Source organism: Pseudomonas sp. OVF7, assembly GCF_030644265.1.
Taxonomy (GTDB): Bacteria; Pseudomonadota; Gammaproteobacteria; order Pseudomonadales; family Pseudomonadaceae; genus Aquipseudomonas; species Aquipseudomonas gorinensis.
Map to the genome: position 1 here is coordinate 3,726,410 of NZ_CP128996.1, position 15,091 is coordinate 3,741,500.

Consider the following 15,091-nt stretch of genomic DNA (forward strand, 5'->3'; position numbering starts at 1 on the left):
ATGTGCCCCGCACGTCGTTGGGTTCTACACTGCTGTGCACCTGGCAGGCGATGGAGGACCCAATGACGGCGACACCCGACACCCGGATACTTGAAACGATTGAAGGCCAGCGCCTGGCGACACAGGATGCCGAGCGTTGGCGCGAGTGGGGCCCTTACCTGAGCGAACGCCAATGGGGCACGGTGCGCGAAGACTACAGCGCAGACGGCGACGCCTGGGCCTACTTCCCCCATGAACATGCCCGCAGCCGCGCCTACCGGTGGGGCGAGGATGGCCTGGCCGGTTTCAGTGACAGGGCGCAACGCTGGTGCCTGGGCCTGGCGCTGTGGAACGAGCACGACGCCATCCTCAAGGAGCGGCTGTTCGGCCTGAACAACGCCGAGGGCAACCACGGTGAAGACGTCAAGGAACTGTACTTTTTCGTCGACGGCGTACCGAGCCATGCCTATATGCGCATGCTCTACAAATACCCCCATGCTGCCTTTCCCTATGCCGACCTGATCGCCGAAAACGCGCGGCGCGGGTTGGGCGATGCCGAGTATGAAATCCTCGATACCGGCGTGTTTGAAGACAACCACTATTGCGACATCAGCGTCGAATACGCCAAGCACCAGCCCGACGACATTTTCATGCGCGTCACCGTGCACAACCGCTGCGACCAACCGACACGCCTGCACGTGCTGCCGCAGGTATGGGCACGCAATGACTGGAGCTGGACCTTGGGTGCGCCCAAGCCAAGGTTGACGCTGGACGGTGACCGTGTGCTGGCCCGCCATCATGAGCTGGATGACCGGCATCTCAGTGCCTGGGGCCGGGATGGCGTCGAATGGGTGTTTTGTGAGAACGAGACCAACGTTTCCAAGCTGGACGGACAATCGGCGGCGGGGCCATTCAAGGACGGCATCAATGATTACGTCGTGAATGCTGTGCAATCAGCGATCCGCCGCGACTCGGGCACCAAGGTGGCCGCGCGTTTCATCCTCGAACTGGCAGGGCTGGAAAGCCAGACCCTCTACCTGCGTTTTGCGCCCACGGATGCGCCCGAGGTCAACGCCCGCAAGCTGTTCGAGCTGCGGCGTCAGGAGGCCGACGACTTCTATGCCGCCTTGCAATGTGGCATTACCGATGAAGACGCGCGCAACGTGCAGCGCCAGGCCCTGGCCGGGTTGCTGTGGTCCAAGCAGCTGTACTATTTCGACGTGAACCAATGGCTCGACGGCGACCCGGCCCAACCCGCGCCGCCGCCCGAGCGCCTGCATATCCGCAATACCCATTGGCGGCACCTGTCCAACTTCGACATCCTCTCCATGCCCGACACCTGGGAATACCCGTGGTACGCCTCCTGGGACCAGGGCTTTCAGGCAGTGGCCATCGCGTTGATCGATCCGGGGTATGCCAAGCAGCAGTTGTTGTTGCTGGTGAAGGACCGCTTCATGCACCCCAACGGCCAGTTGCCGGCCTACGAATGGCGCTTTGATGATGCCAACCCACCCGTGCATGCCTGGGCCAGCTGGCGCGTGTATCAGCAGGACAAGGCACTGAGCGGCGTCGGTGACATGGACTTCCTGGAACGGATCTTCCACAAGCTGCTGTTGAATTTTTCCTGGTGGGTCAACCGCAAGGATGCCGAGGGGCGCAACCTGTTCCAGGGTGGGTTCCTGGGGTTGGACAATATCGCCTTGTTCGATCGCTCGGCCACGCTGCCGCCGGGTTACCAGCTGGACCAGGCCGATGGTACGGCATGGGTGGCTGCCTATGCGCTGGACCTGATGCGGATCGCGCTGGAGCTGGCCAAGCGCAATGGGGTGTACGTAGACATCGCGGTGAAATTTTTCGAGCACTTCCTGTATATCGCCGGTGCCATCAACCGTGTCGATGACAGCGCCGAGGGCCTGTGGGATGAGCAGGACCTGTTCTTCTACGACGTGCTGCACCGCCCCGACGGCCAGAACGAACCGGTGCGCCTGCGCTCCATCGTTGGCCTGATGCCGTTGTTCGCCGTGCTGGTGCTGGAGCAGCGTGAGCACGAAGGCCTCGAAGGCTTGCGCGAGCGCTTGCTGGGTTTCATGCGCCATCGGCCGGACCTGGCCAAGCTGGTGTCGCGCTGGAATGAACCGGGGCAGGGCAATCGGCTGTTGCTGGCGTTGCTGCGCGGTGAGCGTACCAAGGACCTGCTGCGGCGCATGCTGGATGACGATGAATTTCTCTCGCCGTTTGGCGTGCGCTCCTTGTCCAAGGCGTTCGCCGAACAACCCCTGGCATTGAAGATGAATGGCAACACGCTGTGCGCCCGTTACCAGGCGGGGGAATCCGATTCACGCTTGTATGGCGGCAACTCCAACTGGCGCGGGCCGTTGTGGATGCCGGTGAACTACATGCTGATCGAATCGCTGCGCGAATTTCATCGGTACTACGCGGATAACTTCTCGGTGGAGTACCCGACGGGCAGTGGTTACCTGTCATCCCTGGAGGACGTCGCCGACAGCCTCAGCCAGCGGCTGACGCGCTTGTTTCTGCGTGACGAAAACGGTTCGCGGCCCTCGATGGTCGGGTACGCGCAGCTGGAGGCGGACCCGGCCAGCCGTGACCTGGTGTTGTTCCATGAGTATTTCCATGGCGAAACCGGGCGTGGGTTGGGCGCGTCCCATCAGACGGGGTGGAGTGCGTTGGTGGCGCTACTGCTGCAACCCAGGAACTAAATACCACCGCAGACCCAATGTGGGAGAGGGCTTGCCCCCGATAGCGGTGTGACAGTCAACTGAGAGGCGACTGACAAACCGCTATCGGGAGCAAGCCCCCTCCCACAGGGATTCAAGATTGCCCGTGAATCAGGAAGGGAACAGCTCGCTCAGCTTCATGGCCAGCATCATGTCGCCTTCGGTACGCAGCTTGCCGCTCATGAAGGCCTGCATGCCGTCGGTGGAGCCGTCGACGATGCCTTTCATGGTTTCTCCGTCCATGACCAGGGTCACTTGGGCCTCAGGGTTTTCGCCTTCCAGCAGTTCGCAGGTGTTGTTCTTCACCACCAGCGAGAAGTTCTGGGTGTCGTCGATACGGAAACCGAATACCAGGTCCAGGCCGTTGGCGGCGTCTGGGTTGAATTTGGCTTTCATTGCTTCTACGGCTTTAGCTACTTCAGTCATGGTTTCGATCCTTTAGGGTAGAGTCCAGTGACCTTGGGGTCACGGTGGGCCACAACTCATCGGAAGGTGATGAGCTGCGGCGCCTTCAACAGTTGCAAGTGGGTATGACTGTTGAAGGAAGCCAGTGCCACCTCGCGCCCGCGGAATTTCAGCTGGTTGAGCGAGGTGTTAACAATTTGCCAGTTCAGTTCGAACGCCTGGGCGGCAGGCATCCGGGTAATCAGGTGGAGCAGGGCGGTGATGGTGCCGCCGGAGGTGAACACGGCGATCTTCTGCGTGTTGTCCGCGGCTTCAAGAATGCGTTGCAGGCCTCCCTGGACGCGCTCCACGAAGCCCAACCAGCTTTCCAGCCCCGGCGTGTCATAGGTGCCGGCCAGCCAGCGCTCGATGATCAGGGCGAAGATGCGTTGGAACTCGCTGCGGTTCTGTGCGGCGTTGCGCAGGATTTCCAGGGCGTCGGGTTCGCTGCCGAGCAGGTCGGGGAGCAGGGCACGGATGATCGCGTCGGCGTCGAATTCGTTGAAGGCGCTGTCGGTTTCCACAGCAGGGACAGGCAGGCCGAGGGTGCTGTATTGATCGAAGGCAGCAGTGGCCGTGTGCTGTTGGCGGCGCAGGTCGCCGGCTATGCAGCGGTCGAACACCAGGCCCATGTCTGCCAGGTGGCGACCGAGTACTTGCGCCTGCTCCACGCCGACGGGCGACAGCACGTCATAGTCGTCTGCACCGAAGGAGGCTTGGCCATGTCGAATCAGATAGATGCTGCCCACGTCCGTTTTCCCGGTACGTTGAAAGTCTGGCGAGGTTATGAGGATGGCTTCGAGCTGTCAATGAAAAAACATACGCTTGTTTTAAAAGTGCGTTAGAGCACCGCGCTGCTGGCGGTTTGAGCACTGGCTCCCCGGCGGTCCCGTCGGTATGCTTGGGCAATCAGCGCCTGGCGCAGTGCATTTTTAAGGAGACACATGGATTTTCTGGCTGAATACGCAAGCTTTCTGGCGAAGACCGTCACCCTGGTGGTCGCGATCCTGGTGGTACTGATCAGCTTCGCGGCACTGCGCAGCAAAGGCCGTCGCAAGTCCGCCGGCCAGTTGCACGTCAGCAAACTGAATGATTTCTACAAGGGGTTGCGTGAGCGCCTGGAGTCGACCCTGCTCGACAAGGACCAGCTCAAAGCCCTGCGCAAGTCCGAAAGCAAAGCCGAAAAGAAGAAGGGCAAGAAGGCCCCTGAGGCCAAGCCACGGGTATTCGTGCTGGATTTCGACGGCGACATCAAGGCCTCGGCCACCGAGAGCCTGCGCCATGAAATCACCGCATTGCTGAGCCTGGCCACGCCCAAGGACGAAGTGGTACTGCGCCTGGAAAGCGGCGGCGGCATGGTACACAGCTACGGCCTGGCGTCGTCGCAACTGGCGCGGATTCGCCAGGCGGGCGTGCCGTTGACCGTGTGCATCGACAAGGTCGCGGCCAGCGGCGGCTACATGATGGCGTGCATCGGCGAGAAGATCATCAGCGCCCCCTTTGCCATCCTTGGCTCCATCGGTGTGGTGGCGCAGTTGCCCAACGTCAACCGCCTGCTGAAAAAGCACGACATAGACTTTGAAGTACTGACCGCCGGCGAATACAAGCGCACCCTCACCGTGTTTGGCGAAAACACCGAGAAGGGCCGCGAGAAGTTCCAGGAAGACCTGGACATCACCCATCAGTTGTTCAAGAACTTCGTGTCGCGCTATCGCCCGCAACTGGCGATTGATGAAGTGGCGACCGGAGAGGTGTGGCTGGGTGTTGCAGCGCTCGACAAGCAACTGGTCGACGAGCTGCAAACCAGCGACGAATACCTGGCGACCAAGGCCAAGACGGCCGAGGTGTTCCACTTGCACTACGCCGAGCGCAAGAGCCTGCAAGAACGCGTCGGCCTGGCCGCCAGCGGCTCGGTGGACCGTGTGCTGCTGACCTGGTGGAACCGCCTGACCCAACAACGGTTCTGGTAAGCCTCTTAGGGGATAGGTAATACCTGTGGGAGGGGGCTTGCCCCCGATGGCGGTGGTTCAGTCACAGTTGCATTTACTGACACACCCTCATCGGCGGCAAGCCCCTCCCACATTCAGTTCGGTGTGGGTATCGGCTTGCGCATCAACCTTCCTACCACCAGCGCCCCGAGCAGCCCCAATAACCCTGCCACCCACAACACCTTGCTGAACCCACCCACAAACGCCTGCCGCGCCAGCGGTTGCACCGCCGCCCGTGCCGCCTCCGGCAACCGGCCCAACGCCGCTGACATATCCCCGGCCACCACCCGTGAAGCAATGTCGGCTGCCTGGCCTTGCCACTGTGCGTCGAGGCTGGCGCGCAACAACTGTTCGCTATGGCTGTTCAACAGCGCCCCGTACACGCCGATCGCCAGCATGATCGCGCTGAACCGCATGGTGGTGCTCATGCCCGAGGCCATCCCCGCGCGATCCCTCGGTACGCAGGCCATGATGTTTTTCTGTGTGTCGCCATTGAGGAACCCTGCTCCCGCGCCGGTGACCGCAATGGCCAGGGCGAAGGGCAGGTAGCCGCCCACATTCACCGCCCACGCGCTCAACAGGTTGCCGCTGCCGACCAGCGTCAAGCCGGCCGCCATCATCGTCGCCGGCGCAAAGCGGCCTGCCAGGCGCGCACCGATGCGTGGGCAAATCAGCATGGTCAGGGCAAATGGCAACATGCCCAGGCCCGAGGCAATGGCGGAGAACCCCAGGCCGTTTTGCAGGTAAAACGGTAGCAGCGTCATCATCACCTGGGCGCAGCCGGCATAGGCGAACATGCCCAGCAAGGCGCCAATAAAGCGCGGGTGACGCAGCAGTTGCAGGTCGACCATCGGCCGCCGCTGCACGCGCTCGACCCACACAAACACGCCCAGCAACAGTGCGCCAGCGCTCAGGCGCGCAAAGGTCAGCGGATTGTCCCAGCCGATGCGGTTGGCCTCGATCAAACCCCAGATCAAGCACAGCAGGCTGGCACTGAAGGCCAGGCTGCCCCATGGGTCGAGCCGTGCCGACTGGGTGTCGCGAGATTCCGGGATGGCACGCAGCACCAAGGCCATCAGCCCCAGGCCCACGGGCAGGTTCAGGTAGAAGATCCAGCGCCAGCCCAAGTACTCGGTGATCAGCCCGCCGAGGGTCGGCGCGGCGGTCATCGCCACGCCCATGCAAGCCCCCCAGAACGCCCAGGCCCTGGCGCGTTCTCCTTCATCGTGGAACGTGTGGCCGATGGACGCCAGGGCCGAGGTCAGCAACAGCGCCGCGCCGACGCCTTTCAGTGCGCGGGCGATATCGAGGAACAGCGCATTGGGTGCGGCGCCGCAGCCGAGGGAGGCCAGGATGAAAATGCCCAGGCCCCAGACCAGGGTTTTCTTGCGCCCGAAACGGTCGGCAACGCTGCCTGCCGGCAACAACAGGGCGGCGAAAGCCAGCATATAGGCGCTGACCACCCACTCGATATCGGCAAAGTTCGCCCCCAGGTCACGGGCGATGCTCGGCAGGGTCACGGCGACGATATTGGTGTCGAGCACGATCAGCGAACAGACGCCAGAGGCGGTCAGTAACGTGAGGCGCTGGCTGGCCGGTTTCATAATGAAATTACCTTACGGGTAATATGGAAATAGCAGTTGACGGGCATCGCAAGGTCTCTCTAGTGTTGATCTGCTGCAAGCTTATCTGCGCCACGCAATGGTCTTGTTAGCCGTTGTGGAGCACTTTGTTACCTTTGAGCTAATCCTGTGATGGAAATACGCCACTTTCGCTACTTCCTGGCGGTTGCCCGGCAGCGCAATTTCACCCGCGCCGCCGAGCAACTGGGCATCGCGCCACCGACGTTGAGCCGGCAGATCCAGGACATGGAAACCAGCCTGGGCACGCGCCTGTTCATTCGCCGGCAGCGCGAAGTGAGCCTGACCGAGGCCGGTTCCGCCTTGCTGGGCGAGGCCGAAGCCACCGTGCGCCAGTTCGAATTTGCCCAGCGCAACGCCCAGCGTGCCGGGCGTGGGGAGATCGGCCACCTCGAGTTGGGTTACGTCGCTTCGGCGGTGTATTCGGGGTTATTGCAGCGGCAAATGCAGGCATTCAGCCAAACGTTTCCCGATGTGAGCGTGAATGTGCGCGAATGCCCCATGGCCACCTTGCCAAGTGCGGTGGCCGATGGACGCTATGACATTGGCTATATCCGCTCGCCGATGCCCCTGCCCGAAGGGGTCGAGGCGGTGCGCCTGGACAGTGAGGGCTTTGTGTTGGCGCTGCCCCAGGCTTCCTGGCTGCTGGGGCTCAAGGCCATCGGCTGCGAACACCTGCAAAACGAGACGTTTATCCTGCCGGAGCAGATCAGCGGCACCTTGCAAGTGGCGGCGCAAGGCGGCTACGCGCCGCGCCTGGGGCCACAGCCCGGTGGGTTGGTTGCGGTGTTGGCGTTAGTGTCGTTGGGCCAGGGTGTCGCGGTGGTGCCGACATCGGTGATGGGGCATGTGAGTTTGCCGGGCGTGGTGTACCGCAGCATCCAGGGCAGTGATGCGTCGTCGTGGCTGTCATTGATTCACCGGCGCTTTGAGCAGGCGCCGGCGGTGGCGCGGTATGTCCAGCAGGTCAAGCACTCAGTCGCGGCTGCACCGAGTCCGCCAGGCGCGTAAGGATCAGGCAGCACGACACCGCCCCGGCATCCAGCACGCCCAGTGAGCGCTCGCCCAAGCGACTGGCGCGGCCGATCTTCGCCACCAGGTCCTTGGTCGAATCGCGCCCTTGGGACGCGGCGGCTTTCATTGCCTCGAGCGCATCGTTGAAGGACGACCCCGCGGCATGCGCCTGCTCGAACGCTTCGACCGCCGGGATCAAGGTGTCCATCAGGCATTTGTCGCCCACGCCGGCTTCAGTGATGTCCTGCAACGAGGTCAGGCCGCCGCGCAGCAAGTGGGCGAAGGTGGCCGCGTCAATCTCTTCACAGCCGCGCACTTCGTCGGCCATGCCGATAAACAGGCTGCCGTACAGGGGCCCCATGGAGCCGCCAATCCCTTCCATCAGGCTCAGGGTCAATTCATCCAGTGCTTCGGCCAGGCTCAGTTGGCGACCTTCGATCGTGCGCCCGCAATGGGCAAAGCCCTTGGCCATATTGATGCCGTGGTCGCCATCGCCAATGGCGCCGTCGACTGCGCTGAGGTATTCACGGTTGGCCACGATCACACTGACCAGGTCGGTGACGATGGCGCTGCCATCGCGGGTGGAAAAATGCTGGCTCATGGTTCACTCCGCCTGGGTCATGCCGATGGAGCGGCAGGGTTGGTCGATCAGGGTTTTCAGCTCGGCGTCGAGGCCGAGCAGGGTCAGGGTCACGCCCATCATTTCCAGGGAGGTGAAGTAGTTGCCCACGTAGCAACGGTGGATCTTCAAGCCCTTGGCCGTGAGTTGGCGTTCCACCTCGGCGTAGAAAATGTACAACTCCATCACCGGCGTGGCGCCAAGACCGGAGACCAGCACCACCACACTGTCGTCCTGGCTGAAATCGCGGTCGGCGAGGATCGGCGCGAGCATGCGTTCGGCCATGGCGGCGGCGGATTCGATGGGGATCACTTCGATGCCCGGCTCACCGTGATGGCCGATGCCCAGTTCCATCTGGCCGTCGGGGATCTGGAAGTTCGGCTTGCCCACGGCGGCAATGGTGCACGGCGTGAGGCCGATGCCAATGGAGCGGCAATGGTCGACGGCTTTTTGTGCGACGCGGATCACCCCGTCCAGGTCGTAATGCTGGGCGGCTGCGGCCCCGCCGATCTTCCACATGAAGATTTCCCCGGCCACGCCGCGCCGCTTGGCAATCTCAGCCTTGGGCGCAGAGGCGACGTCGTCGTTGGCGACCACGGTACGGATGCGCATGTCTTTGCTGGCGGCCATTTTCATCGCCAGCTTCACGTTCATGTTGTCGCCGGCATAGTTACCGTACAGGCAGGCCACGCCCGCGCCGTGGTCGGCGGCGCGGAAGGCATCGAAGAAACTTTTGGCGGTCGGTGAGGAAAAAATCTCACCGACAGCCACGGCGTCGACCAGGCCGGGCCCGACGTAGCCGAGGAAGGCCGGCTCATGGCCCGAGCCGCCGCCCGTGACAATGCCGACGCGGCCTTGCGCCGAAGGCCTGGCTTTGACGATGACCCGTGGATTGGTTTCGTATTGACGCAACTGCGGGTGCGCGACGAGGATGCCGCGCAGCATGTCCTCTACCACTTGGTCTGGATCGTTGATGACTCGATTCATAACGCGGGTTCCTGTGTTCTTGTTCTATGGATTCACAGCCATTCAGTGTGGGAGGTGTGATGTGCCTAAGGTTGCAGTACAACTTTGAGCGACTTGTCGCCACGCTCCATCACCGCAAACGCCTCCTTGAAATCCGCCAGGGCGAACGTGTGGGTCACCACGTCACGCATGTCGATCTTGCGGCTGCCGATAAAGTCGATGGCCCTCGGGTACATATACGGCCCCAGGTGCGAGCCGAGTACATCGAGTTCCTTGCGGTCGCCAATAATCGACCAATCCACCGTGGCCTCGTCGTTGAACACGCTGAACTCAACGAAGCGCCCGAGTTTGCGCAGCATCGCCAGGCCCTGGTTGACGGCCTTGTGATGACCGGTGGCCTCGATATAGATGTCGCAGCCGTAGCCCTCGGTGATCTCGCGGATCTTCGCCAGCACGTCCACCTCGGCGGGGTTCCATACTTCGTCGGCGCCCATGCGTAGGGCGAGGGCGGCGCGTTCGGGTTTCATGTCCAGCACGATCAGCTTTTTCGGGTTGCGCATGCGCACCGCGCCGATGATGCCCAGGCCCAGGGTGCCGGCGCCGGCAACCACCACCACGTCATCGAAATCCACGTTGGCGCGCTCGGCCGCATGCAGCGAGCAGGCCAGCGGTTCGATCAGGATGGCTTCGTCCGGTGCTATCGAATCCGGCACTTTATGGATGATGCCTTCCTTGGTGAAGATCATGTATTGGGCCATGGCCCCCTGCACGTTGTTCTGGAAGCCATACAGGTCATGCTTCTGGCACATCCAGTACTGGCCGTGATTACAGAAACGGCAACCCCAGCACGGCACGATCTGCTCGGAGATCACCCGGTCGCCGACCTTCACTCCGCGTTTCTCTGCGCCGGGGCCGAGGGCGACCACGCGACAGACGAACTCATGCCCGGGAATCATCGGTGGTTTCACATAGCGCGGTTGCTCGGCATCGCCCCAGAATGACGGTGCGCCGCGGTAGGTCTTGATGTCGCCCATGCAAATACCGCACAGCTCGACCTTGGTGAGGATTTCCTCGGGGCCGGGGGTGGGCACCTCGACCGTTTCCAGGCGATAGTCTTCCGGGCCATGGCAGACCACGGCCTGCATGGTTTTCGGGATGCTCGGGGAGAGTTGTTCAGGTGTGCGTTCGATGACGGTGGACATGACAAAACCTCACGACAAAAAATGAATTACTGAATGCTGTAGCCGCCGTCGATCACCATGTTCGCGCCGGTGATCATCTGGGCGGCGTCGCTGAGCAGGTACAACGCCAGCCCGGCGATTTCTTCCGGCTGGGCAAAGCGGCCCGCCGGGATCTGCAATTTGGCCCGCTCACCCACTTCTCCGGCCCACGCCTTCTTGCCCAGGGCGGTCTCGACGATGGTGGGGGAGATGGCGTTGACGGAGATGTGCGGTGCCCATTCCATGGCCAGCACCTTGGTCATGCCGACGATGGCTGCCTTGCTCGCGCAGTAGGCGACGTGACGATCCAGGCCGATTACGGCGGCCTGGGAGGCGAGGTTGACGATACGCCCGCGGCCTTGGGCGAGCATGTGCCTGGCGCAGGCCTGGGCCACGAAGAAGCTGGCCTTGAGGTTGATGTCCAGGGTGGTGTCCCAGGCGCTTTCGCTGACATCGACAGCCTTGTCCAGCAGGACGACACCCGCGCTGTTGATCAGGTAGTCCAGGCGCTGGAAGCGTTCGACGACCTGGTCGATGGTGTGTTGCACCTCGCCGATCCGGCTGAGGTCGACGGCAATGCCCAGGTGCCCGGCACCGAGGCTGGCGGCGACGTCGACCACCGCCGGGTCGCGATCCAGCAATGCTACGCGGGCACCACGCTCCACCAGCAGGTTGGCACAGGCCAGGCCGATCCCGGCGGCACCACCGGTGATCACCGCGCAACGGCCGCTGAGGTCGAAGGCTTGGTTCCAGAATCCAGACATGCATGACTCCATTTTTGAATAGGGTGGAGATCAACGTGTGGGAGGGGGCTTGCTCCCGATGGCGGTGTGTCAGTCACCTGATCTACCACTGTTACACCGCCATCGGGAGCAAGCCCCCTCCCACATTTGACAGTATTTCAAGTCAATAACTACTTGCCGCCGCTGACTTGCTTGTACAGCGCATCGGCGTTGGCGTTAGTCACTGACACCCACGGCAGGATGTAGGTCTTGGCGGTGCCATCACCCCATTTCACGTCCTTGGCATAGCGCTCCCAGATCACCGACTGCGGCTTGTAGTCCTTGCCGGCAAGCGCACGCAGGGCCACGTCCAAGGCGCCTTGGGACTGGGCCTGGGCGTCCTGCAGGAAGGTGGTGACTTCGTCTTTCTTCGCGGCCTGGATCGCATCCGGCATGCCGTCGATGGAGGTGACGGGTACGTCCTTGGAGGTCAAGCCATGGGACTTCAGGGCCTGTACGGCGCCGAGGGCCATGTCGTCGTTCTGCGCGATCACGCCGTTGATGCCTTTGGGGTGAGCGTTGAGCCAGTCTTCAGTCAGTGCCAGGGCCTGGGCGCGGTCCCAGTTGGCGGTCTTTTTCTCGATGATCTTGATGTCGGGGTGTTTGCCCAGCACTTCCAGCTCGCCTTTTTCCCGGTCGATCTGCGCCGACTGGCCAATCGGCCCCTGGATGATCACCACGTTGCCCTTGCCGTTGAGCTTGTCGACCATGGCCTGGGCCTGCAGGCGGCCGCCTTCCACATCATCGTTACCCACGTAAGGGACGGCGGCATCGGCTACTTTCGTATTGGAGGCGATGACCACTACGTCGTTGCTCATGGCCTGTTTCACCGTACCGACGCCGGCCTTGGTGTCGATCGGCACGAACAGGATGGCGTCGTAGTGCTGGGTCACCATGTTTTCGATCTGGTTGTTCTGGGTCAGGGCATCGTAGTTGCCGTCGAATACGGTCAACTGCACGGTGCCATCCTTGACGGCCGGGTGCTCCTTGAGCTCGCGGACCCAGTTCTGCATGAACTGGCCCTTGAGCCCGTAGACAGCAGCGCCGACCTTGTAGGTCTTGCCATCGGCGGCCAGGGCGATACTGCTGGCGAGCAGGGAGAGCGCCGCGACCGCGGCGAAGGGCATACCAATTTTCATGAGTTGAACTCCGTTATTGTTGTAGTGGTTCGTTCTCTAGCGTTTTTTCTTGCGCCACACGTCGATCAGTACTGCAAACACGATGATCAGGCCCTTGGCGACCTGCTGGTAATACGAGGACACGCCGAGCAGGTTGAGCCCGTTGTTGATCACGCCGATCAACAGCGCGCCGAACAGCGTGCCGACAATGCTGCCAGTGCCGCCGGACAGGCTGGTGCCACCGATCACCACTGCGGCAATCGCGTCCAGCTCATAGGAAACCCCGGCCTGGGGCAGGGCAGAGGTCGTGCGTGCCGACAGCACCACGCCGGCCAGGCCGGCGAGCAGGCCCGAGACCACGTACACCGAAAACATCACTTTGCGCACGCCAATGCCGGAGGTGCGCGCGCTCTTTTCATTGCCGCCCACGGCGTACACATAGCGGCCGTAGGTGGTGTAGCGCAGCACCATCCAGAAGATCAGCGCGACCACCGCGAAGATGATGATCGGCACGCCAATCGGGCCGATCTTGCCGATGCCCAGGGCGAGGTAGGCGTCGGGCAGGTCGGTGATCGGGCTGCCGTCATTGAGGATGAACGTCATGCCTCGCGCCACGCTGAGCATGCCGAGGGTGGCCACGAACGGCGGGATCGACAGGTTGGCGACCATGAAGCCATTCACCACGCCGAGCATCGCCCCGGCGAACATCCCGGCGCTCACCGCCGCCAGCAGGCCGTAGCCTTGGGTTGCGACCATCGCGCTGCACAGCCCGGCAAACGCCAGGATCGAGCCCACGGACAGGTCAATGCCCTTGGTCAGGATCACGTAGGTCATGCCCACGGCAAGGATGCCGTTGATGGAGGTCTGGCGCAGGATGTCCATCCAGTTGCGCCAGGTCATGAAGTATTCGCTGGAAAACGCCATCACCACGCACAGCAGGATAAACACCAGCGGCAGGCCGAAGCGGTCGAGGGTCAGGCGCAGGTGGCTGCGTGGCGCGGCAGTGATGGGGGCGGCTATGGTTTTGGCATTCATGAGGCAAGACTCAACAAGGCTTCCTGGGAAAGGGCGGTGTCGGTGCTGATGGTCACCAGCCGGCCGCCTTTGAATACAGCGATGCGATCACTCAGGTGCAGCAGTTCCGGGGCCTCCGACGACACCACGATGGCGGCGCCGCCGGCGCGCACGAACTGGTCGAGCAGGTGGTAGATCTCCTGCTTGGCGCCTTCATCGATGCCGCGAGTGGGTTCGTCGCACAGCAGGCACACCGGTTCGGTCGACAGGCACTTGGCGAGCACCACCTTCTGCTGGTTACCGCCGCTCATGGAGGCCACCGGCAGTTCCAGGGAGGTGGTCTTGATCTGCAGGCGCTTGACCATGTCCTGGGCCAGTTGGGTTTCCTTGCGTGCGTTGATCAGTGACCAGCTCGACAGGCGCTTGTAGGCCGACAGTGCAATGTTGGAAAGAATGCTGGAGCTGAGCACCAGGCCGCTGTCCTTGCGGTCTTCGGTGACTAGTGACATGCCCGCGTTGATCGTCGCCTTGGGCAGCCCGATCGGCAGGGGCTTGCCTTGCAGGGTGACGCTGCCGGAATCGGCGACCGTCAGCCCATAGATGCAATTGAGGAACTCGCTGCGCCCTGACCCCATCAGGCCATAGATGCCGAGGATTTCACCCTGGCGCAGTTGCAGGCTGATGTCATGGAATTCGCCGGCGCGGCTCAGGTTGTCGACTTGCAGGCAGGTGTCGGCGGCACATTCGCGGCCGACCTTGTGGTCGATGCGTACCAGCTCCTGGCCGACGATGCCGCGTACCAGGTGCTGTCGGTCAATATCGGCCATGCGCCCACTTTCGACAAAGGCGCCGTCGCGGAAGATGCTGTAGTCATCGGCGATCTGCGCCAGCTCGCTCAACCGGTGCGACACATACACGATGCCGGCGCCACGCGCGGTAAGGCGGCGGATCGCCTTGAACAGGGTTTCGGCTTCGCGCTCGCCGATGGCCGAGGTGGGCTCGTCCATGATCATCACCTGGCAGTCATGGCTGAACGCCTTGGCGATTTCCACCAATTGGATTTGCGCGACGCTGAGGCGATGCATGGGGCTGGTGGCCTCGACGTCGAATTCCAGGCTGTCCAGCAGTTCGCGGGTGCGCCGGTTCAGGGCCTTGCTGTCGACGATGCAGCCGGCACGGCGCGGTTCGCGGCCCAGCCAGATGTTTTCGGCAACGGTCATGTAGGGGATGGGTTCCAGCTCCTGGGTGATCATCGCGATCCCTGCCGCGAGGGCTTCACTCGGGCGATTGAACTGCACCGGGGTGCCATTGAGCAGGATGGTGCCGGCGTCGCGCGGGGTGATGCCCATCAGGATGCTCAGGAAAGTCGACTTGCCTGCGCCATTACCGCCGCACAGGGCGTGGACGCTGCCGGCCCGCAGAGAGAGGCGCCCGTCACGCAGGGCGGGAACCCCGGCGTAAGCCTTGGCGACGTGTTCAGCCTGGAGCAGTAATGGCGTAGCCATCGGCGTGTCCTCGTGCTGTGAATTCTTATTAGGTCGCACAGTCATGTTTCGCTGTGATCATATG

General features: G+C 62.5%; 13 protein-coding genes. 3 read left to right on the top strand and 10 right to left on the bottom strand.

The window, feature by feature from the left end:
• Positions 1-62: 62 nt before the first annotated feature.
• On the top strand, positions 63-2,699 hold the full coding sequence (locus QU606_RS17090) for a glucosidase (protein ID WP_193690554.1): 2,637 nt from the start codon (positions 63-65) through the stop codon (positions 2,697-2,699).
• 129 nt (positions 2,700-2,828) lie between these two features.
• On the opposite strand, the gene QU606_RS17095 is transcribed toward QU606_RS17090, so the two are convergent.
• Together QU606_RS17095 and QU606_RS17100 are read right to left on the bottom strand one after the other, a co-directional pair.
• A complete protein-coding gene (locus tag QU606_RS17095) occupies positions 2,829-3,143 on the bottom strand; it encodes an SCP2 sterol-binding domain-containing protein (RefSeq protein ID WP_024075065.1) in 315 nt (104 codons plus the stop codon).
• Between the two features lie 56 nt (positions 3,144-3,199).
• The gene (locus QU606_RS17100; RefSeq protein ID WP_024075066.1) at positions 3,200-3,910 is read right to left on the bottom strand and encodes a histidine phosphatase family protein; all 711 of its coding nucleotides are present in this window, start codon (positions 3,908-3,910) and stop codon (positions 3,200-3,202) included.
• A gap of 195 nt (positions 3,911-4,105) precedes the next feature.
• Here QU606_RS17100 and sohB point away from each other — a divergent pair, with 195 nt between their 5' ends.
• Positions 4,106-5,131 (top strand): protease SohB, encoded by a 1,026-nt coding sequence (sohB, locus tag QU606_RS17105; RefSeq protein WP_024075067.1) that lies wholly within the window; start codon positions 4,106-4,108, stop codon positions 5,129-5,131.
• Positions 5,132-5,244: 113 nt separating this feature from the next.
• Here the strand turns inward: sohB and QU606_RS17110 are convergent, their stop codons facing one another.
• Positions 5,245-6,753 carry an MFS transporter gene (locus QU606_RS17110; protein ID WP_150293768.1) on the bottom strand — a complete coding sequence of 503 codons (1,509 nt, stop codon included), beginning with the start codon at positions 6,751-6,753 and terminating at the stop codon, positions 5,245-5,247.
• Positions 6,754-6,903: 150 nt separating this feature from the next.
• Between QU606_RS17110 and QU606_RS17115 the strand changes: the two genes are divergently transcribed.
• A complete protein-coding gene (locus QU606_RS17115) occupies positions 6,904-7,800 on the top strand; it encodes a LysR family transcriptional regulator (RefSeq protein ID WP_069076367.1) in 897 nt (298 codons plus the stop codon).
• Here the strand turns inward: QU606_RS17115 and dhaL are convergent.
• The 7 genes from dhaL to QU606_RS17150 form a co-directional block, all read right to left on the bottom strand.
• Positions 7,757-8,404, bottom strand: coding sequence for a dihydroxyacetone kinase subunit DhaL (gene dhaL / locus QU606_RS17120; protein WP_024075070.1), 648 nt, complete (start codon positions 8,402-8,404; stop codon positions 7,757-7,759). The two genes, QU606_RS17115 and dhaL, sit on opposite strands and share 44 nt — an antisense overlap.
• A gap of 3 nt (positions 8,405-8,407) precedes the next feature.
• The gene (locus QU606_RS17125; protein WP_069076368.1) at positions 8,408-9,409 is read right to left on the bottom strand and encodes a dihydroxyacetone kinase subunit DhaK; all 1,002 of its coding nucleotides are present in this window, start codon (positions 9,407-9,409) and stop codon (positions 8,408-8,410) included.
• A 65-nt stretch (positions 9,410-9,474) separates the two neighbouring features.
• Positions 9,475-10,590, bottom strand: coding sequence for an alcohol dehydrogenase catalytic domain-containing protein (locus tag QU606_RS17130; protein ID WP_024075072.1), 1,116 nt, complete (start codon positions 10,588-10,590; stop codon positions 9,475-9,477).
• Between the two features lie 26 nt (positions 10,591-10,616).
• Positions 10,617-11,372 (bottom strand): SDR family oxidoreductase, encoded by a 756-nt coding sequence (locus QU606_RS17135; protein WP_069076369.1) that lies wholly within the window; start codon positions 11,370-11,372, stop codon positions 10,617-10,619.
• Positions 11,373-11,521: 149 nt separating this feature from the next.
• A complete protein-coding gene (locus QU606_RS17140) occupies positions 11,522-12,529 on the bottom strand; it encodes a substrate-binding domain-containing protein (protein WP_304997237.1) in 1,008 nt (335 codons plus the stop codon).
• Positions 12,530-12,565: 36 nt separating this feature from the next.
• Positions 12,566-13,543, bottom strand: coding sequence for an ABC transporter permease (locus QU606_RS17145; protein ID WP_024075075.1), 978 nt, complete (start codon positions 13,541-13,543; stop codon positions 12,566-12,568).
• Entirely contained in the window at positions 13,540-15,027 is a 1,488-nt protein-coding gene (locus QU606_RS17150; RefSeq protein ID WP_304997238.1) for a sugar ABC transporter ATP-binding protein, read from the bottom strand. Before QU606_RS17150 ends, QU606_RS17145 begins: the two co-directional genes overlap by 4 nt.
• Between the last annotated feature and the right edge of the window lie 64 nt (positions 15,028-15,091).

Bases quoted from the DNA above. Each gene is read 5' to 3' on its own strand.
- QU606_RS17090 (WP_193690554.1), top strand. From the start codon at position 63: ATGACGGCGACACCCGACACCCGGATACTTGAAACGATTGAAGGCCAG.
- QU606_RS17095 (WP_024075065.1), bottom strand. From the start codon at position 3,143: ATGACTGAAGTAGCTAAAGCCGTAGAAGCAATGAAAGCCAAATTCAAC.
- sohB (WP_024075067.1), top strand. From the start codon at position 4,106: ATGGATTTTCTGGCTGAATACGCAAGCTTTCTGGCGAAGACCGTCACC.
- QU606_RS17110 (WP_150293768.1), bottom strand. From the start codon at position 6,753: ATGAAACCGGCCAGCCAGCGCCTCACGTTACTGACCGCCTCTGGCGTC.
- QU606_RS17115 (WP_069076367.1), top strand. From the start codon at position 6,904: ATGGAAATACGCCACTTTCGCTACTTCCTGGCGGTTGCCCGGCAGCGC.
- dhaL (WP_024075070.1), bottom strand. From the start codon at position 8,404: ATGAGCCAGCATTTTTCCACCCGCGATGGCAGCGCCATCGTCACCGAC.
- QU606_RS17125 (WP_069076368.1), bottom strand. From the start codon at position 9,409: ATGAATCGAGTCATCAACGATCCAGACCAAGTGGTAGAGGACATGCTG.
- QU606_RS17130 (WP_024075072.1), bottom strand. From the start codon at position 10,590: ATGTCCACCGTCATCGAACGCACACCTGAACAACTCTCCCCGAGCATC.
- QU606_RS17135 (WP_069076369.1), bottom strand. From the start codon at position 11,372: ATGTCTGGATTCTGGAACCAAGCCTTCGACCTCAGCGGCCGTTGCGCG.
- QU606_RS17140 (WP_304997237.1), bottom strand. From the start codon at position 12,529: ATGAAAATTGGTATGCCCTTCGCCGCGGTCGCGGCGCTCTCCCTGCTC.
- QU606_RS17145 (WP_024075075.1), bottom strand. From the start codon at position 13,543: ATGAATGCCAAAACCATAGCCGCCCCCATCACTGCCGCGCCACGCAGC.
- QU606_RS17150 (WP_304997238.1), bottom strand. From the start codon at position 15,027: ATGGCTACGCCATTACTGCTCCAGGCTGAACACGTCGCCAAGGCTTAC.